The 19,167-nt window shown below is 66.5% G+C and carries 17 protein-coding genes; 6 read left to right on the top strand and 11 right to left on the bottom strand.

Annotated features, from left to right (window positions below):
- Positions 1-32 precede the first annotated feature (32 nt).
- The 8 genes from cmk to H9638_RS13985 all read right to left on the bottom strand — a co-directional run bounded on the left by cmk (position 33) and on the right by H9638_RS13985 (position 7,627).
- A complete protein-coding gene (cmk, locus tag H9638_RS14020) occupies positions 33-734 on the bottom strand; it encodes a (d)CMP kinase (protein ID WP_191748385.1) in 702 nt (233 codons plus the stop codon).
- Positions 731-1,840 (bottom strand): prephenate dehydrogenase, encoded by a 1,110-nt coding sequence (locus H9638_RS14015; protein ID WP_191748383.1) that lies wholly within the window; start codon positions 1,838-1,840, stop codon positions 731-733. The genes cmk and H9638_RS14015 overlap by 4 nt, the downstream gene beginning before the upstream one ends.
- Positions 1,841-1,843: 3 nt before the next feature.
- On the bottom strand, positions 1,844-3,013 hold the full coding sequence (locus tag H9638_RS14010; protein ID WP_191748381.1) for a pseudouridine synthase: 1,170 nt from the start codon (positions 3,011-3,013) through the stop codon (positions 1,844-1,846).
- Between the two features lie 23 nt (positions 3,014-3,036).
- Entirely contained in the window at positions 3,037-3,666 is a 630-nt protein-coding gene (gene scpB, locus H9638_RS14005) for an SMC-Scp complex subunit ScpB (RefSeq protein WP_191748379.1), read from the bottom strand.
- Positions 3,644-4,558: a segregation and condensation protein A gene (locus H9638_RS14000; protein ID WP_404799669.1), complete on the bottom strand. Its 915-nt coding sequence runs from the start codon at positions 4,556-4,558 to the stop codon at positions 3,644-3,646. Before H9638_RS14000 ends, scpB begins: the two co-directional genes overlap by 23 nt.
- Positions 4,536-5,435, bottom strand: coding sequence for a ParA family protein (locus H9638_RS13995; protein WP_191748377.1), 900 nt, complete (start codon positions 5,433-5,435; stop codon positions 4,536-4,538). The genes H9638_RS14000 and H9638_RS13995 overlap by 23 nt, the downstream gene beginning before the upstream one ends.
- 212 nt (positions 5,436-5,647) lie before the next feature.
- Positions 5,648-6,028, bottom strand: a complete 381-nt coding sequence (locus H9638_RS13990) for a VOC family protein (protein WP_191748375.1) — start codon at positions 6,026-6,028, stop codon at positions 5,648-5,650.
- 222 nt (positions 6,029-6,250) lie between these two features.
- Positions 6,251-7,627: a cation:dicarboxylate symporter family transporter gene (locus H9638_RS13985; protein WP_191748372.1), complete on the bottom strand. Its 1,377-nt coding sequence runs from the start codon at positions 7,625-7,627 to the stop codon at positions 6,251-6,253.
- Positions 7,628-7,832: 205 nt separating this feature from the next.
- On the opposite strand from H9638_RS13985, the gene H9638_RS13980 reads away from it, so the two are divergent.
- From H9638_RS13980 to H9638_RS13970, 3 genes are all read left to right on the top strand, one after another.
- Positions 7,833-9,536 carry a sensor histidine kinase gene (locus H9638_RS13980; protein ID WP_191748371.1) on the top strand — a complete coding sequence of 568 codons (1,704 nt, stop codon included), beginning with the start codon at positions 7,833-7,835 and terminating at the stop codon, positions 9,534-9,536.
- Positions 9,533-10,228 carry a response regulator gene (locus H9638_RS13975; RefSeq protein ID WP_191748369.1) on the top strand — a complete coding sequence of 232 codons (696 nt, stop codon included), beginning with the start codon at positions 9,533-9,535 and terminating at the stop codon, positions 10,226-10,228. Before H9638_RS13980 ends, H9638_RS13975 begins: the two co-directional genes overlap by 4 nt.
- Positions 10,229-10,380: 152 nt before the next feature.
- Entirely contained in the window at positions 10,381-11,898 is a 1,518-nt protein-coding gene (locus H9638_RS13970) for a sodium:solute symporter (protein WP_191748367.1), read from the top strand.
- 35 nt (positions 11,899-11,933) lie between these two features.
- Here H9638_RS13970 and H9638_RS17100 read toward each other — a convergent pair whose 3' ends face one another.
- The 3 genes from H9638_RS17100 to H9638_RS13955 form a co-directional block, all read right to left on the bottom strand.
- Entirely contained in the window at positions 11,934-12,782 is an 849-nt protein-coding gene (locus tag H9638_RS17100; protein WP_191748365.1) for a CPBP family glutamic-type intramembrane protease, read from the bottom strand.
- A gap of 2 nt (positions 12,783-12,784) precedes the next feature.
- Positions 12,785-14,704, bottom strand: coding sequence for an AMP-binding protein (locus tag H9638_RS13960; protein WP_191748363.1), 1,920 nt, complete (start codon positions 14,702-14,704; stop codon positions 12,785-12,787).
- A gap of 76 nt (positions 14,705-14,780) precedes the next feature.
- Entirely contained in the window at positions 14,781-15,788 is a 1,008-nt protein-coding gene (locus tag H9638_RS13955) for an AEC family transporter (RefSeq protein WP_225217445.1), read from the bottom strand.
- Positions 15,789-16,048: 260 nt separating this feature from the next.
- Between H9638_RS13955 and H9638_RS13950 the strand changes: the two genes are divergently transcribed.
- Genes H9638_RS13950 through prpB form a run of 3 tightly spaced genes read left to right on the top strand, consistent with a single transcriptional unit; the run spans position 16,049 to position 19,158 of the window.
- Complete coding sequence (locus H9638_RS13950) at positions 16,049-16,720, top strand: GntR family transcriptional regulator (RefSeq protein ID WP_191748361.1); 672 nt, start codon at positions 16,049-16,051, stop codon at positions 16,718-16,720.
- Complete coding sequence (locus H9638_RS13945; protein WP_191748358.1) at positions 16,717-18,234, top strand: MmgE/PrpD family protein; 1,518 nt, start codon at positions 16,717-16,719, stop codon at positions 18,232-18,234. The genes H9638_RS13950 and H9638_RS13945 overlap by 4 nt, the downstream gene beginning before the upstream one ends.
- Positions 18,235-19,158: a methylisocitrate lyase gene (gene prpB, locus H9638_RS13940; protein ID WP_191748356.1), complete on the top strand. Its 924-nt coding sequence runs from the start codon at positions 18,235-18,237 to the stop codon at positions 19,156-19,158.
- The last annotated feature ends 9 nt before the right edge of the window (positions 19,159-19,167 follow it).

Raw genomic sequence — 19,167 nt, 5'->3', positions numbered from 1 at the left:
CTTGGGGTCCGGCGCAACACCAGCTCTAAAAGTCAGTGCGTGCTGCTGTAGACCACGTCCAGGACGGCCTGGACAGTTTCCTCAAAGTCCAGGTCGGAGGAATCGATGGTCACCACGCCGTCGGCCGCCTTCTGGAAGTTCACCACCGTGGAGTCCTTCACATCGCGGGTCAGGACCTGCTCGCGCAGCTGCGCGGCGGTCTGCGAACCACCCAGCTGGACCCCGCGGCGGCGCAGCCGGGCCTCTTCCGAGGCGGTGAGCAGGATCCGCACCTCTGCCGTGGGCGCCACCACCGTGGTGATGTCACGGCCCTCGGCGACGATGCGAAGCCCGGAATCCTTGATCAGCTGCTGCTGCCGGCGGACCAGATCAGCGCGGGCACCGAGGGTGGTGGCCACGGCGCTGACGTTGGCGGAGACCTCGGGTTCGCGGATGGCCTGGGTGACGTCCTCCCCTCCGACCCGCACCCATTCCTGGTCCGGGGAGGTACTGAGCTCGATGTCCGCGGCACGGGTGGCGGCCTCGACGGCGACGGCGTCGGTCAGGTCAATCCCGGCACGCATGCAGGAGATGGTGACGGCACGGTACATCGCACCCGTGTCGAGGTAGGCGGCGCGCAGGCGCCGGGCCGCTTCCCGGCTGATGCTGGACTTACCGGATCCCGACGGACCGTCAATGGCCACAACCAGGGGCTTACCCAGCCGGAACTGGGCCGGATTACGTTCTTCGCTCACTCCACTACCTTCCAGCCGCGCGAGGTCAGTTCACTGACCAGCCCGGCCACCTTGCTCGGCAGAACCGAGATTTCCGCCCGGCCCACCTGGCGTCCGGAGGCATGCTCCAGGCGCAGGTCTTCCAGGTTGACGCCGATTTCACCGATTTCGGTGAGCAGCTGCGCGATCTGGCCTGGGGTGTCATCGACCAGGACCGTAAAGCTGGCAAAGGACTGCGGCGGCGTGCCGTGTTTGCCCGGGATGCGGGCCTGTCCGGTGTTGCCTTCGGAGATCAGCTGGGCCATATCCAGCCTGGCCCCGTCCGCCTCCGGGTTTTCCAGCGTGTTGATCAGCCGGTTCAGGTCCTCGCGGACACCCTGCAGGATCGACACCAGCCGCGGGGCGTTGCCGCTGAGGATCTGCACCCACAGCTTCGGATCGCTGGCGGCGATCCGGGTCACGTCGCGCAGCCCGTTGCCGGCCAGCGCCAGCGACGACGGCGGAGTTTCCTGCAGCCGGCTGGCCACCAGCGAGGACATTACCTGCGGCAGGTGGGAAATCAGGGCAACTGACTGGTCATGGTCCTCGGCATCCATCCGCGAGACAACGGCACCCAGATCAATGGCCAGCGCCTCCGCGGTCTTCACTGCCTCGGCAGAACTGCGCTCCCCGGCGCAGATGACCCAGGGATTGGACATAAAGAGGTCGCCCAGGGCGGCCACCGGACCGGACTTTTCGCGTCCAGCCATCGGGTGCGTGCCCACATAGCGGGACAAATCGGCACCCGTGCCCTCAAGGTCCGCCAGGACGGCGGCCTTCACACTGGCAATGTCGACGACGACGGCGGCCGGCCAGTCCTTCAGCGCCTGCGCCACCAGGGACGCGGTTACGTCCGGCGGAGCCGCGACGACGACCAGCTGCGGCGCGAAACCCGGCTCGACTCCGGAAAGCAGCCGTCCGGCACCGATATCCTTGGCCACTGCCTCCGTGGAGGGGGAAATATCCGAGAGTACGACGTCGATCCCCCGGGCCCGCAGGCCCAGGCCGATGCTGGCACCGAGCAGGCCGGTACCAATCACCAGGACCGGTCCGGACAGGTGGGTGCCCCCGTTGACCAGTACCGTCACCGGCTAGAGTCCTACGGAAGCCAGCAGGTGGCCCACTTCGTGGCGGCCGAGGACGCGGATGCTGCCCTGGCGCTGATCGTTCAGGCGGATGGGACCCATCTGGGTGCGGACCAGGCGCTCGACCGGGTGTCCGACTGCGTCAAACATGCGGCGGACAATCCGGTTCCGGCCGGAGTGCAGCACAACTTCCACCAGGATGTGGCCCGGCGTGGAATCGACCAGACGGAAGGAATCGACCTTGGCGAAGCCGTCCTCGAGTTCCAGGCCTTCACGCATCTGGGCGCCGACGCCGTGGGCCATGGGCCCGCGGACCTGCACCAGGTAGGTCTTCGGAACCTCGTAGGAGGGGTGGGTCAGCCGGTTGGCCAGCTCGCCGTCGTTGGTCAGCAGCAGCAGGCCCTCGGTGTTGTTATCCAGGCGGCCGACGTGGAAGAGGCGCTCGTGCTTGTTGGTGTTCTTCAGGTAGTCGCTGATGCAGGGACGGCCTTCCGGGTCCTCCATGGTGGAGATGACGCCGCGGGGCTTGTTGAAGACGTAGTACTTCTGCGTCTCATCCAGCTGCAGGCTCATCCCGTCCACGTGGATGGAAACGGTCTTGGGGTCAACGCGGACACCGAGCTCGGTGACGACCTCACCGTCGACCTCCACCCGTCCTTCCTGGATCATTTCCTCGCACACGCGGCGGGAGGCCACGCCGGCACTGGCCATCACCTTCTGCAGGCGGATGCCCTCGGGATCGTGGTGCTCGGACACAACGGGCTTGCCCGGGCGCCGGGTGTGCGGCCGCTTGGTGACCGGGCCGAGGTTCTTGCCGAAACGTTCGTTGCGGAAGGCACGTTCGCCGCCGCCCTTTTTGGCGCCGCCGGGCTTGAAGCCGCCCGACTTGGGGCCACCGGGCTTGAAGCCGCCGGACTTGGGAGCGCCGGACCGGAATCCCTCAGCCGCGGGAGCGTCGTCCCGGGCCGGCCGGGAGCCGCCGGACTTAAATCCGCCGGACTTGGGCGCACCGGACTTGAAGCCACCTGACTGGGTGCCGCGGTCCGAAGCGGACTTCGGTCCGCCGGTACGGCCGGTGGAGGGCTTGGAGCCCTTGCCGAAGCCCCGGCTGCCGCCTGAGGCCCCTCCGCCGCGCGGATTGCTGCGGCCTGCTCCGGAACGGGGTGCCTGTGTCATTAAAAATCCTTCGGGTGTAGCGGTTAGTAAGTAGTCTCTTCAAATTCTGCAAGGTTTTCCAGCCCGGGCAGGTGGGGTGCGATCTGCGGCAGCTCCTCCAAGCTGCCGAGCCCCAGTTTCTCCAGGAAGTACGGCGTCGTGACGTAGAGCAGTGAACCGGTTTCCGGTTCGCTGCCCGCTTCCTCGATCAGCCCGCGCTGGATAAGCGTTCGGACCACGGAGTCGACGTTGACTCCCCGGATAGCCGATACCCGCCCCCGGGACACCGGTTGGCGGTAAGCAATCACGGCGAGGGTTTCCAGTGCAGCCTGGGACAGGCGGGCACTTTGGCCTTCGAGGACGAACTGCCCGACGATGTCCGCAAAGCCGGGACGCGAGTAGATGCGCCAGCCTCCGGCCACTTCGCGGAGCTCGAAGCCCCGCGGTTGAGGAGCCCGCAGCCCGCTGGATCCACCCCCAGTATAACCGTCATACTCTTCACGCAGGTCGGCCAGGACCTGGGCCATGTCGGCAGCCGGAACCTCCAGGGCGGCAGCCAGCTGGGCGGCCGTGACTGGTTCGTTGATCACCATCAGCACGGCCTCGGCCGCCGCCCGGAGCCCGCCGGGCCTGGTGTGGATGCTTTCCGGCTCAGGCGTCGGCGGGTTCTGCATGCATCTCCTCGTCGTATTCTTCGGTCAGCGCCTCCGCGGACCATGCTCCATCTGCGCCGGCCCTCCCGGTCCAGGTGATCCGCAGTTCACCCAGCGGCACGGGCTGGTCGAAGGCCAGCACGCCGTCCCGGAACATTTCCAGCAGGGCAAGGAACCGTGCCACGGTCTCCAGCGGGGTGGCTCCGCCGGTGAGCTCGGTGAAGGTCAGCGGGCTGCTCTCCGCCAACCGTGCACTGATGATCTGCGCCTGTTCCCGGACGCTGACGCGCGGAGCATGCAGGTGTGCCAGCCCAACTTCGGTGGGTGGTCCGGGCTTGGGTTCCAGTGCCTTGAGCGCCAGCTTGGCGAATTCGGCGGGTGTGGACCGCCAGACCAGTTCCGGCAGCATCGCGGCCAGATGCGGTTCCAGTGCGGTATCACGGGGGAACCGCAGGCCTTCTTCGGCCAGGCGCGTTCCCATCAGGGATGCCACTTCCTTGAACGCCCGGTACTGCAGCAGTCTGGCAAAGAGCAGGTCCCTTGCCTCGAGCAGGGCAATGTCCTCGTCGTCTTCCACGTCCCCGGCAGGCAGCAGCCGCGCTGCCTTGAGGTCCAGGAGGGTAGCCGCAATCACCAGGAACTCACTTGCTTCATCGAGCGCCCAGCCCTGCCCGGAGGCGGTGAGTGCGCGGATATAGGCAATGAACTCGTCCGTGACCTTGGCCAGGGCGATCTCGGTGATGTCCAGTTCGTGTTTGGAGATCAGGCCCAGCAGCACATCGAAGGGTCCGCGGAAGTTCTCCAGCCGGACTTCGAATCCGCCGGGCTGGTGCCCGTCTGCGTTTGCTGCCTGTTCCTGGGTCTCCCCCGCCCCGGCGTCCGCCGCCAGGCTAGGGTGCGCCGCCGCGGGCAATCAGTTCCTTGGCGAGGCGGCGGTAGGATTCAGCTCCGGCATGGTTGCCGGCGTAGGAGGTAATGGGTTCAGCTGCGACCGTGGCGTCGGCGAATTTGATGGTCCGCTTGATAACGGTCTCAAAGACCTTGTCTCCGAAGGCTTCCACCAGACGGCCGATTACTTCGCGGCTGTGCAGGGTGCGGGCGTCGTACATGGTGGCCAGGACGCCGTCGACCTGCAGGCCCGGGTTCAGCCGGTCCTGCACCTTTTCGATGGTTTCCACCAGCAGGGCCACCGCGCGCAGGGCGAAGAACTCGCAGATCAGCGGGATGATCACGCCGTGGGCGGCGGTCAGCGCGTTGACTGTCAGCAGGCCCAGGGAGGGCTGGCAGTCGATGAGGATGACGTCGTAGTCGTCCGAGACCCGGCGCAGGGCACGCTCCAGGACCTGCTCGCGGGCAACCTCATTGACCAGCTGCACCTCTGCGGCGGAGAGGTCGATGTTGGCCGGGAGCAGGTCGATGTTCTCGACGTGTGTTTCCTGGATGGCGTCGCGGATGTCCACCTTGCGGTCCATCAGGACGTTGTAGACGGTGACGTCCAGCTCGTGCGGATTGGTGCCCAGGCCCGCCGAGAGCGCGCCCTGGGGATCGAAGTCCACCAGCAGGACCTTGCGTCCGGCTTCGGCGAGGGCGGCACCCAGGTTGATGGTCGACGTCGTTTTGCCGACTCCACCCTTCTGGTTCACCATTGCGATGATGCGGGCCGGACCATGGGAAGTCAGGACCGGAGGCTCGGGGAATTCCGTCAGGGGGCGGCCGGTCGGACCCATGGCTTCATCGGTTGCGCCCTGCGTTGGCCCCTGCAGAGTTGTGGAACTCTGTTCGCTGCTCACGTATAAATCCACGCTTCCGTCTCTAGCTGTCCTGCGGCTGTCCTCTCCAAGATTACAACTGTGCAACGCCTATACCGCGAATCAGCGTCGTGGAACGCCGCGAGCCTTGACGCTCAACCTTAACTCGAACCTTGTCTCAGCTCCCCCGCCGAGACAGCGGAACCTGCCCGTACGGACGTCCATCCGGGCAGGTTCCGCTGTCTGTTTCCTGGTTACGCACGCTGGAAAAGGTTAAGGATGTTTCCCTCCGTATCCGTGAACCAGGCAGCTTTCCCCACCGGTGTGGAGGCGATGCCCTCCTCCGTCTTCAGGCCCGGGAAATCATAGTCCTCGAAGACGACGCCGCGGCTCCGAAGATCCGCCACCTCGCCATCGATGTCCGTGGTCTCCCAGCCCATCTGGGTATTTTTTGCGCTGCCGGCGTTGTCGGTTTTATACAGCAGGAAATGCGTGCCGTTCCCGCCGTGATAGAGCAGGTTTTCATCATCCATAACCTGCGGCGCGTCGAGGCCAAGCACATTCCCGTAGAAATCACTGGCCCTGGCCATGTCCACGGCGGGAAGAACCGCCATGATCTCCCGTTCTTTCAGCAAACTAACCCCTCCTTGATTGAGCCTCGAGGGTGTTCCTCCTCCTGCGGGTTCAACCCTTTCAGGCGGATTTGCGCTGACTTTTCCATTATCCCTACCGCCCGGCACCCGCCGGTAGGGGTTCCGCAATCCCTTTAAGCACACAGGGCGCCCCCGCGGAAGGCGGGGGCGCCCTGTGGCCCGGTATCCGGGCCCTGCACCGGATACCGAAGCTGTGAGCCGGCCCTAGCGGGCCGCCGTCGTTTCCAGCTCCGTTTCCGGAGCGGGAGCCGGTGCCTGGTGGTCGTCATCCATGCTGGCCTCATCGAACGGACGCTCCCGGTTCAGGACGGCGTTGACCTGTTCCTTATCGATTTCCTTGGTCCAGGTTCCGATCAGGACGGTGGCGACGGCGTTGCCGGTGAAGTTGGTCAGCGCGCGGCCCTCGGACATAAAGCGGTCGATTCCGACGATGAGCCCGACGCCTTCCACCAAATCCGGGCGGTGGGACTGCAGGCCGCCGGCCAGGGTTGCCAGGCCGGCACCGGTAACGCCGGCCGCTCCCTTGGAAGCGATGATCATAAAGACCAGCAGGGAGATCTGCTCGCCGAATTCCAGCGGTTTGTTCATGGCTGAGGCGACGAAGAGCGCCGCCATGGTCAGGTAGATGGCCGTGCCGTCCAGGTTGAATGAATAGCCGGTGGGAACAGTCACGCCGACCACAGGCTTGGAGACGCCGAGGTGTTCCATCTTGGCGATCAGGCGCGGCAGTGCAACCTCGGAGGAAGAGGTGGAGAAAATCAGCAGGTATTCACGGCCCAGGTAGCGCATCAGCTTGAAGATGTTCACGCCGGTGCAGATCTTGAGCACACCGCCCAGGACAACGGCGATGAAGAGGATGCAGGTGATGTAGAAGGCGATCATCAGCACGGCCATGCTCTTGATCGCGCCTACACCGGTTTCGCCGACGACGGCGGCAATCGCACCGAAGGCACCGATGGGCGCCAGCCACATCACCATGGCCAGAATGCGGAAGACGAGCTTCTGGAGGTGGCCGATACCGGTCAGGATGGGTGCTCCGGCGGGACCCATCTTCTGCAGGGCAAAACCAACCAGCAGGGCCACGAAGAGGGTCTGCAGGATGCTCTCACCGGTTAGCGACGCCAGGAGCGTGGCGGGAATGATGCTGAGGACGAAGCCGACCAGCCCTTCGCCGTCCTCGGGCGCTGCAGGGGCATCGGCAGCGCTGGCTTCGAGGTTCAGTCCGGTGCCGGGGTGGATCAGGTTTCCGACGATCAGTCCGATGGCAAGGGCGAAAGTGGACATCAGGATGAAGTAGCCCAACGCCAATCCACCCACCTTGCCAACCGTGGCCGCTTTGGCGATGGAGCCGATACCAAGGACAATCGTGCAGAAGATCACCGGGGCGATCATCATCTTGATGAGGGCAATAAAGGCCGTCCCCATGGGCTTCAGTCCCTTGGCGAAGTCCGGGCTCAGCAGGCCCAGGACAGCACCGAGGACCACCGCCAGGATGACGGCAATGTACAGGAAGTGCGTTTTGTCCTTGGTGCGGCGGCTCGTCGGTGAGCCGGCGCTGTTGGGAGATGTGGCAGATGCCATATGGGTACGGCTCCTAGGCTTTGGTCGTTGATCCGTGCCGGCCGGCGTTCACTCTCCGCACTGCGGAGAAGGCCTGTTCCCCGGGAACGGGATCGCTCGTAAATATCGTCGCCTCGTAATGTGATGACTGTCACGGTTGTGGTCATACTGTTCGCAGCCCGGCAGCACAGCAGCGGGGCAACTGCAAGAAATCATCGGAGTTTGTGTGGGGAAATGGAGTCTCGCCAGCCGGCTGCTCATGGGGCAGCTGGCTTTTATCGCCTGCCTTTCCGCGGGGCTGTCCTGGGTGCTCTACCACCAGGCTGAACAGCGCAGCTACGCAGAGACCGCCGCACGGATGCTCGCCATTTCCGAAACAGTGGCCGCGGATCCGTTTGTGCTCTCCGCCGCTTCCTCCCCGGATCCGAGCAGCTCACTGCAGCCCTTTGCCCGGGCGGTGATGGACGCCGCGGGGATTGATTTCCTGACCATCATGGCTCCCGACGGGACCCGTTTCACCCACCGGAGCGAGGAGCAGATCGGCAGGGTCTATCTGGGATCCGTTGACCAGGCGCTGCGCGGAGAACCCTTCACCGAGGTCTACACCGGCACCCTTGGCCCTTCGGTGCGGGCTATCACTCCGGTCCTGGGACCGGACGGAACGGTGACCGCGCTGGTGTCGGCCGGCATCACGGTGGACCGGGTGGGGATTGCCCGGGACGCCCAGCTCCCTGCCGCGTTCCTCATTTCGCTGGCCGCACTGGCCTGTGGGTCCCTCGCTGCCTACGGGCTCAGCCGGTACCTGCGCCACACCACCCGGGACCGGAAACCCGAGGAGCTGCGGGACATGTTCACGTTCTACGACTCCGCACTGCATTCCCTGCGCGAGGGCCTCCTGCTCCTGGACAATGACGGCCGCCTGGTGCTCTGGAATGAGCAGGCAGCAGCACTGCTGGGACTGGAACTCAGCACCGGCACCGAGCCCGAGGACCCGCGGGAGCTAGGGCTGCCGGCGGCCCTGGCCGATCTGCTGCACACCGGCCGGAGCGCCCAGGACGAGTTCCACTTCACCCGTGACCGGATCCTGGTCGTGAATCAGTCCCCTGCGGTGCGTCCGCCTGGAAGCAGCCGCGTGCCGGGCCGGCGGTGGATCGGCCGGACCTTGCCGGCCGGGGCACCGGCGGCCGGGGCACCGCGGCGGATGGGGACAGTGACCACACTGCGCGATCACACCGAGGTTGAAGCCCTCACGGGTGAGCTTCAGTCGATGCGCACCCTCACCGATGCACTGCAGTCCCAGGCACATGAGCATGCCAACCGTCTCCACACCGTGGTTTCCCTGATTGAGCTGGACCGCCCCAGGGAGGCGCTGGAGTTCGCGACGCGGGATTTGGCGCACTCCCAGCAGTTGGCGGACGACGTCGCCGCATCCGTTGGGGACCCCGCCCTGGCAGCGCTGCTGGCCGGCAAGAAGGCACAGGCGAGGGAGCGCGGAATCCGGGTCGCCGTCGAACTCATCGATGATGCTGCCGCAGAAACCGGCCCTGCAGTGCTGGACTCCGGTGAACTGGTTACGGTTCTGGGCAACCTGCTCGACAACGCCTTTGACGCCGTCCAGGGGCTTCCGTCGCCTTGGGTGGCCGTCCAGCTGGCCGTGGTCGGTGAAGGTGACGGACGCGGCCTCCAGATCAGTGTCCAGGACAGCGGCCCAGGGGTTCCGCGGGCGGCACGGGAGGAGATCTTCGAACAGGGATTCAGCACCAAGGACACAGGACAGCCGTTCTCCGCCGGTGCCGGACGGGGCTTCGGGCTGCCCCTGGTCCGCCAGGCTGTCCTGCGGCTCGGCGGCACCCTGGCACTGGATTCCGCGGAAGGCGGCGGGGCCCGGTTTACCGTGCGGATCCCGCTGGCCGAGGCGGTGCGGCAGTGAACCGGGAAGACCAGATCGCCGTCCTGGTGGTGGAGGATGAAACGGTGGTCGCCGAGGCCCATGCCGAATACGTGCGGCGCTGCGAGGGATTTATCCTTGCCGGCATCGCCCATACCGCGGCGGATGCCCTGGACTTCCTGACAGCGGCCGGGTCCGCCTGTGACCTGATCCTGCTGGATATGAACCTGCCGGACCTGCACGGCCTGGATCTGCTGCGGCGGATCCGGGGCCGCGGAATCCCGGCGGACGTCATCGCCATTACCGCTGTCCGGGAGTTGCCGGTGGTGCGCCAGGCGATGTCGGCCGGGATCGCGCAGTACCTGATCAAGCCGTTCACCTTTGCTTCCTTCAGCGCCAAGCTCGCTGCCTACCGCGAGTACCGTTTGCTGCTTTCCGGGCAAGGGGTGGCGGCCACTCAGTCCGAAGTGGACCAGGCATTGGCTGCCCTGCGCCCTCATCATGCCGCGGCCCTCCCGAAGGGGCTTTCGCCGGAAACGCTCGAGGCTGTGTCCTGCGCGTTGAAGAAGTCGGCGGTTCCCCTGTCCGCATCGGAGCTTTCGGCGCAGCTGGCGATGTCCCGCATCACCGTCCGGCGCTACCTGGAACATCTTGAAGGCCAGCGCGCAGTAGAACGTTCACCGCGTTACGGCTCCCCCGGCAGGCCGGAGCTGGAATACGCCTGGCGGCGGTAGCCCGCGTTTCGATCCGGACACAATCCTGAACTTCCTTTGACCCATCCCCCCGTTCAGCAATAGCGTTTGGTAAACATAAGTTGACCTAGAGGCATATCTCGAGGCACAGACCGCGGTTTCGCCCGGTGCCGCCTCCTATCGACAGGACTTGAATGGATTACCTGAATGCGGCAATCGTGGTGGCCTACCTCGTTGGCATGCTTGCCTTCGGCTGGTGGGGCAAAACCCGCACCCGTAATGAAAGCGACTACCTCGTCGCCGGCCGCCGGCTCGGCCCCCTGTTCTACACCGGCACCATGGCCGCCGTCGTTCTGGGCGGTGCCTCCACGGTTGGCGGCGTAGGACTGGGCTACCAGTACGGCGTCTCCGGCATGTGGCTGGTAGTGGCAATTGGCGCGGGAGTGCTGCTGCTGAGCCTGCTCTTCGCCTCCAAGCTGCAGAAGCTGAAGATCTACACCGTCTCGCAGATGCTCTCCCTGCGTTACGGCGCGCAGTCCACGCAGATGTCCTCGATTGTGATGCTGGCTTACACCCTGATGCTGTGCGCCACGTCCACAGGCGCCTACGCCACCATCTTCGTGGTGCTCTTCGGCTGGGAGCGCTGGCTGGCCATCGCCATCGGCGGCGCCGTGGTGCTGATCTACTCCACGATCGGCGGCATGTGGTCCATCACCCTGGCAGACATGGCCCAGTTCATCATCAAGACCATCGGCGTCTTTGCCCTGATGCTGCCCTTCACATTCAACGCGGCCGGCGGCCTCGACGGAATCCGTGAGCGGGTGGATGCGGAGTTCTTCAGCATCACCGGCATCGGCGCACAGAGCATCATCACCTACTTCGTTGTGTACACCCTCGGCCTGCTGATCGGCCAGGACATCTGGCAGCGGGTCTTTACGGCCCGTACCCCGCTGATCGCCCGCTGGGGCGGTACCGCCGCCGGCATCTACTGCATCCTCTACGGTGTAGCCGGCGCCCTGATCGGCATGGCAGCCTCCGTGGTGCTGCCGAGCATCGAGTCCAAGGACGATGTTTACGCCGACGTCGCCATGAGCCTGCTGCCGGTGGGCCTGGGCGGCCTGGTGCTGGCCGCCGCCGTGGCAGCGATGATGTCCACGGCGTCCGGCGCGCTCATTGCCGCCGCCACCGTGGCCCGCACGGACGTAGTGCCTTATGTCCGCAGCTGGTTCGGCGCAGCCAAACCGGAAGCCGGACGCCCGGCCGGCAACCCGGAACACGATATTGCCCGCAGCCAGGTCTGGGTTCTTGGCCTGGGACTGGTGGCCATCGCCCTTGCCATCGTGGTCCAGGATGTAGTCGCGGCACTGACCATCGCCTACGACATCCTGGTCGGCGGGCTCCTCGTAGCCATCCTCGGCGGGCTCTTCTGGAAGCGGGGCACCGGCCTGGGCGCTGCCGCTTCAATGGTCGCCGGAACCGTCGCCACCCTGGCAACCATGATCTTCCTGGAAGTCACCGGCGATCAGCCGTACGACGGCGTCTATGCCAATGAGCCGATCTACTTTGGACTCATTGCCTCGGCAGCCGTATACGTCGTCATTTCCCTGCTCAGCCCGCGGACCGATGACGCGGTCATGACCGCGTGGGAGGACCGGCTTGCCGGCCGGTTCCAGGATGAGCCGGAACCGGCTCAGGCCTCCAGCCCGGCTTAGGCTGACCGCACCCAACAGATCGAAGGCCGCCCCGGTTATTCCGGGGCGGCCTTCTGCCTTTGCCGGGCAAACAGCCGGGGGTGGGACGGCGCCAGCAGATCCACGAGGATGATGCCGGCCGCAAAGGGAACAACACCAAGCGCCAGCATGCTCAGCCCGTCCGCACCGGAGAAGTCCACGGCATCGTGGGTGAGGACCAGCTGTGCACCGGTCTGGAAGGCAGTATGGAATCCGACAGTGGTCCAGACTGATCCGGAAACCGTGCGCACGTAGCCCAGGCCCAGCCCCATGCCAAGAAAGAGAAGGAGGTCCGCGGTCCCGGTCCAGCCGCGCAGGACCAGGGCGAAGGCGGCGAAGAGGGCAGCCTGAACAACGTTGGCCCAGAGTCCCCGCAGCCGTTCGCCCAGCACCCGCATCATGTAGCCCCGGAACACGATTTCCTCCGGAACCGCCTCGCTGAGCAGCACGGCGGCAAAAAGAAGCAGCACTGTGGCGGCCAGCTCGGCTGGCGTGGCCACCACAGTGAGGGGGAACCCAAAAAGCGCCAGCATTCCAAAGGCAGCGGCGGCAGGCACCAGCCACACGGCTCCACCCATAGCAAAGGCCCGTACCCCGTCCAGGAAGGGCACGACGCCGTCGGCCCGGCCTGGCGTGCCCGCCCCGCGGCGGTGGGCCAGGCCGATAATCCAGCCCAGCACGCAGGCCGAAACCACCGCACCGGAGGCAATCCGCAGTACGAGGGTGGGCAGCGCAACGGGGTCGGTTCCACTCGTCAGCCGGTACAGCACCGCCAGCGCGATGCCGAGCCCGGCGGCGGGCAGCAGCACCCGCCCGGCGAACCCGGCAAGGTCCCGTGCACCTGTGTTCCAGGTGCGTGCGGCCACGGCTAAAGCCCTCTTTGTACCGCCGGGCGCAGCAGCGGCACCAGGGCGTCCAAAACCGACCGGTCCTCAATGGTGGAGGGCACGGAGAATTCCTCGCCGTCGGCGATTTGGCGCATGGTCTTGCGCAGGATCTTTCCGGACCGGGTCTTGGGGAGTCCGTCGACCACCCGGACGTCGCGGAAGTCGGCCACCGGTCCGATCTGCTGGCGGACCAGGTCCGCGAGCGCCGCCTGTATGTCCGCCTCAGTGGCTGCGGACCCTGCCTTCAGCACCACGTAGCCGCACGGCCGCTGGCCCTTAAGACTGTCCCGCACCCCGATCACGGCGCATTCCGCCACGTCGGGATGCTTCGCCACTGCCTGTTCGATCGCCCCGGTGGAGAGCCGGTGCCCGGCCACGTTGATCACGTCATCGGTCCGGCCCATCACGAACACGTACCCGTCTTCATCCACATACCCGGAGTCCCCGGTGGCGTAGCTGCCCTTGAAAGCTTCAAGGTAGGAGGCCCGGTACCGTTCGTCGCTGCCCCACAGCGTCGCCAGGGTCCCCGGCGGCAGCGGCAGGTCCAGCACGATGTTGCCCTCCGTTCCCGCGGAGACCTCCGTCCCGGTGCCGTCCACCACGCGCAGCCGGAACCCCGGCACCGGGAAGGTAGGTGATCCGGCCTTCAGCGGCTGCGGGTCCAGGCCCATGGGGTTGGCGCAGATGGCCCAGCCGGTTTCGGTCTGCCACCAGTGGTCAACCACCGGAATCCCGAGCCCGCCCGAGATCCAGCGGAAGGTTTCCGGGTCCAGCCGCTCCCCCGCCGCGAACAGCGTCCGCAGCTTGGAGAGATCGTGCCCGGCGGCGAGCGCCAGGTCCGGATCTGCCCGGCGGATGGCCCGCAGCGCCGTCGGTGCGGTGAACAGGACTTCCACGCTGTGCTCCGCTGCCACCCGCCAGAACGCGCCGGCGTCGGGGGTTCCCACGGGCTTGCCTTCATAAAGCACCGTGGTGGCCCCGGCGATCAGCGGCCCGTAGACGATGTAGGAGTGCCCCACAACCCAGCCGACGTCGGAGGCGGTCCACATCACCTGCCCGGGGCCGGCGTCGTAAATGTTGGCCATTGACCAGGCCAGCGCGACGGCGTGCGAGCCGTTGTCCCGCACCACCCCCTTGGGTGAGCCGGTGGTGCCGGAGGTGTAGAGGATGTACAGCGGGTCGGTGGCCGCCACACTGACCGGTCCGTGCGGCTGTGCGTCCGCAGCCAGGTGCGCCCAGTCCGCCCAGTGTGCTCCGCCGGCGCCCTCGAACTCGGAGACCGTGTGCGCAAACCCTTCCCGGGCAGCCACCACGACGCCGCGTACCCGGTGTTTGGCAGTCTCCAGGGCCTCGGCAACGGCGGGGAGGTACTCCACACGGCGTTTGGGTTCCAGACCGCCGCTGGCGGTGATGACGGCGTCGGGCTTGGCGTCGTCGATCCGCGCCGCCAGCTCGGCCGCGGCGAATCCACCGAAGACCACCGAGTGCACCGCGCCCAGCCGGGCGGTGGCCAGCATCGCGATGACCGCCTCCGGGATCATGGGCAGGTAGATGACCACCCGGTCCCCGGCGCGGATGCCCTGGCCATGCAGGACCCCGGCGAAGGTCTCCACCTCGGCCAGCAGCTCGGCGTAGGTGTAGGTGCGCGCCAGGCCCAGCATGGCGGAGTCATAGACCAGGGCCGCCCGGTTCCCGTGGCCGGCGAGCACGTGCCGGTCCAGCGCGTTGAAGCTGGTGTTCACCATCCCGTCCGGGAACCAGCGGTAAAAGGGCGGCCTGCTGTCGTCCAGGGCCTTGGCCGGAGCCACATCCCAGTCCACCAGCGCCGCGGCATGGAGCCAGAATTTCTCCGGATCTTCGCTCGAAGCGGCGTAGGTTTCTGCGTAGCCTTCGGTGCCCATGGAATCCTCCTTGATTCACGGCCCGCCAGGTCCCGGCGTGCCGGTGCCGTTCCGGCCATGGTAGGGCACGGAGGTATCAGGCGAGCCAGAAGGCGACGAGCAGGATCACCGGGAAGGAGAGGAAGGAGGTCAGGAACACAACGTCCCGGGCAATCACGGACTTCATGCCGAACTGGCTGGCGAAAAGGTAGACGTTCTGCGCCGTGGGCAGGGCGCTCATCACCACGGCACCGAAGAGGGCTTCCCCTTCCAGGCCAAAGATCCAGCGCGCGACGGCGTAGCCCACCAGCGGTGCAACCACGACCTTGAGCATTGTGGCAGTGATGATGTCGGCCCGGACCGACCCGTCAGCGAGTGGCCGCTGGCCGTACAGGCTCATTCCGAACACCAGCAGCAGCAGGGGAACGGAGGCGTGCCCCAGCAGGGACAGCGGCTCCCACACCACGGTGGGCAGGTTGGCGCCGGTCAGGGCGGCGGCGAGCCCGGCGACGGTGCCGATGGTCGCCGGGTTGGCGAAAGGCAGCAGGGCTGCCTTGACTGCGCCCAGCGGACTGCGGCGGCGTGCCGGCGCTGCCAGTGCGCCAGGCCCCGCTGCAAGCCGTTCCCGGGCGAGCGCCTGCCGCCGCGCGGTGAACGTGAACAGGGCGAGGTAAGCCGGCGCCACGATGAGCAGCTGCGCAACCAGCACGGACACCACTGGCGTGGCACTGCCCACCGCATAGAGCGCGATCGGCAGGCCGATGTTCCCGGCATTGACATAAGAGGCGCCCATCGCGCCCACCGCGGTATCAGCAGCGTTGCGGCGCAGGAAAACCTTCGCTACCAGGGCGTAGAGCAGCCCGCACACCGCAGTGGTCACGAGTGCGGCCGGAGCCAGCGTCCCCAGCACCTGCTGCACGGGAGCTTCGGCCAGGAGAATGAACATCAGGGCGGGGTTGGTGATGTAGTAGATCACCGCGGTCAGCGCCGGCTTCAGGTCCTTTCCGCCGCCGAGCCGGAAGGCCGCGGCAGCGTAGCCCACCACCACGATGATCAGTACGACCGCGAATCCCTCAACAACTCCCAGCACCTGTGTGGGCCCCATTCCCTTGGTCTCAGTTTCCTTATGTCCCAGCACCGCCGGGGCCCAGTCCGGCGCACGGCCTGGCCGTTCCCATCCTGTCAGACCAGGGCGCATCCAGACCGTGCAAGGCTTCACACGGGTTCTCGTTGCGCTTCGGCATTCTTCCACCTGTGTATACATAGTGGCAGCCAGAAGTCGGCAGTTGTGGAAGTTTCCCACCACTCCCTGATTGTGTGTATACACTGGTGCGCAGCGTCACATCCTGTGGAAGGGAGCACACCATGCGGGCCAGCGACCGCGCCTATGCCATGCTCCGCGAGGACATTGTCGAATGGCGGCTGCCGCCCGGAACCGTGCTGGGGGAAGTTGAACAGTCCCAGCGCCTTGGGATCTCCCGCACTCCCCTGCGCGAGGCCCTCGGCCGGCTCACCGCGGACGGACTCGCCGCAGCGCACAACGGACGCGGCGTCGTCGTCACGCCCATTTCCGCCGAAACCGTGGGCGCGCTCTTCGAACTGCGTCAGGCCCTGGAATGCCAGGCGGCCTCACTCGCGGCCAACCGCCGGGATCCCGCTGTTTTCCGGGGTCTCCGCACCGATTTCGACGCCGCAGCGGCCAGGCTGGATGCTGACCCGGAGGAAGATCCGGCCCGCCAGGGGTACTACGCCCTGGTGGCACGCCTTGATTCGGCGATCGACGCCGCCGCCGCCAACCCCTACCTGACCCAGGCACTCGGCAACGTGCGCCTGCACCTGGCCCGGGTCCGCCGCCTGGCCAAGGACAACCCGGCCCGGCTGCGCGAGACAGCGTCCGAGCACGCCACGATTGCCGGCGCGATCGCCGCCGGTGACCCGTCGATGGCGGCAGCAGCCACCGCCGTTCACCTGCACAAAAGCCTTGAACACTTCAACACTGTCCACCAGCTCTTAATCCGAGAGGACCTTTTTTCGTGAAAACCCATAACCTGCGGGTCTACCGCAGCGACGAAAACCTGCCCCGCGAAGACCAGCTGGCCTGGAAGATCGCCGAAGTCGCCGCCGACCCGGTGGAAGTGACCGCCGACGTCGCAGACATGGTGATCAACCGCATCATCGACAACGCCTCGGTCGCCGCCGCCTCACTGAACCGCGCACCCATCGTGGCGGCCCGCGCGCAGGCACTGTCCTTCGCGCCGTCGTCGGGCGGAACCGGAGCCTCCGTTTTCGGCGTCGGGCAGAAGACCTCCCCTGAGTGGGCGGCCTGGGCCAACGGGGTTGCCGTGCGGGAACTTGACTATCACGACACGTTCCTGGCCGCCGATTACTCCCACCCCGGGGACAACATTCCGCCGATCCTCGCCGCTGCCCAGCACACCGGCGCCTCCGGTGCGGATCTGCTGCGCGGCATCGCCACCGGGTACGAAATCCAGGTGAACCTGGTGAAGGCCATCTGCCTTCACCAACACAAGATCGACCACGTGGCGCACCTCGGCCCGTCCGCCGCCGCCGGCCTCGGCACCCTGCTGGGACTGGACACCGGAACCATCTTCCAGGCCGTTGGCCAGGCGCTGCACACCACCACCGCCACCCGCCAGTCCCGCAAGGGTGAAATCTCCACTTGGAAGGCCCACGCCCCGGCGTTCGCCGGCAAGATGGCCGTCGAAGCGGTGGACCGCGCGATGCGCGGCCAGACCTCCCCCACCCCGATCTACGAGGGCGAGGACGGTGTGATCGCCTGGCTCCTGGACGGACCCGACGCCGCGTACTCGGTGCCGCTTCCCGCTCCCGGTGAGGCGAAGCGCGCCATTCTGGACACCTACACCAAGGAACACTCCGCGGAGTACCAGGCCCAGGCCTGGATCGACCTGGCCCGCCGGATCCACCGCGAACATCCCGAGGCCACCAACCCGTCCAACGTGGCCTCGGTGCTCATCTCCACGTCGCACCACACCCACAACGTGATCGGCTCCGGCGCCAACGATCCACAGAAGTACGATCCCACCGCCTCGCGCGAGACCCTGGACCATTCCATTCCCTACATCTTCGCCGTGGCCCTGCAGGACGGCGCATGGCACCACGTGGACTCCTACACTCCGGAACGGGCCGGCCGCCCGGACACCGTGGCGCTCTGGCACAAGGTCACCACCGTGGAAGACCCGGAATGGACCCGCCGCTACCACTCCCTGGACATCGCGGAGAAAGCCTTCGGCGGCCGGGTGGAGATCACCCTGACCGACGGCCGCGTGATCACCGATGAGATCGCCGTGGCCGACGCCCATCCGCTGGGTGCCCGGCCCTTCGTCCGCGCCGACTACATCCACAAGTTCCGCACCCTGGCCGCCGGCCTGGTGGCGGAAGAGGAGATCGACCGTTTCATCGCCGCTGCCGAACGGCTGCCGGAGCTGGCCGCCGGAGAACTGGACCAGCTCAACATCACCGCAGCCGCCGGCGTCATCGATCCGGCAGCAGCACCGAAGGGACTGTTCTAAATGCTCTACTCCTCCACCACCCCCGAGCAGAAGCGCCTCGCCATGCGCGCAGGGCTCACCTCCGGCACGCTGCAGCAGTACCCGGGCGCTTTCAACCCGCTCTCTGCCCGGCTGATCCAGGAAAAGGGGTTCGACGGCGTCTACATCTCCGGCGCGGTCCTCGCCAATGACCTGGGCCTGCCTGACATCGGACTCACCACGCTCACAGAGGTCGCCACGCGCGCCGGGCAGATCGCCCGGATGAGCGACCTGCCCGCCATTGTCGACGCCGACACCGGCTTCGGTGAGCCGATGAACGTGGCCCGCACCATCCAGGAACTGGAAAACGCCGGCCTGGCCGGGTGCCATATCGAGGACCAGTTCAATCCGAAGCGCTGCGGGCACCTGGACGGCAAGAACGTGGTGGACCTGGACACCGCCACCAAGCGGATCCGTGCAGCGGCGGACGCCCGGCGGGATCCGAACTTCCTGATCATGGCCCGCACCGACATCCGCGCCGTTGAAGGCCTGGAAGCTGCCCAGGACCGGGCCCGCGCCCTGGTCGAGGCCGGCGCCGATGCGATTTTCCCGGAAGCCATGAAAACAGTGGACGAGTTCGCAGCCATCCGCGCCGCCGTCGACGTCCCGATCCTGGCCAACATGACCGAATTCGGCAAGAGCGAACTGTTCACCTATGACCAGCTCGCCGCCGCCGGCGTCAACATGGTCATCTATCCGGTGACCCTGCTGCGCAGTGCCATGGGGGCGGCGGAGCGGACCCTGGACGCGATCAGGGCCGACGGCACGCAGGCGGCAGAGGTTCCCAGCATGCTCACACGTGCGCGCCTGTACGATCTGGTGGATTATGAGGCGTATAACCGCTTCGATACCTCAGTGTTCAATTTCCAGGTCCCAGGCTCCCCCGGCACACCGGCCCCGGCCTGACCTGACCTG

Origin of the sequence: Arthrobacter pullicola (assembly GCF_014836875.1) — a bacterium.
GTDB lineage: Bacteria > Actinomycetota > Actinomycetes > Actinomycetales > Micrococcaceae > Arthrobacter_B > Arthrobacter_B pullicola.
This window is presented reverse-complemented; position numbering and strand designations above follow the sequence as displayed.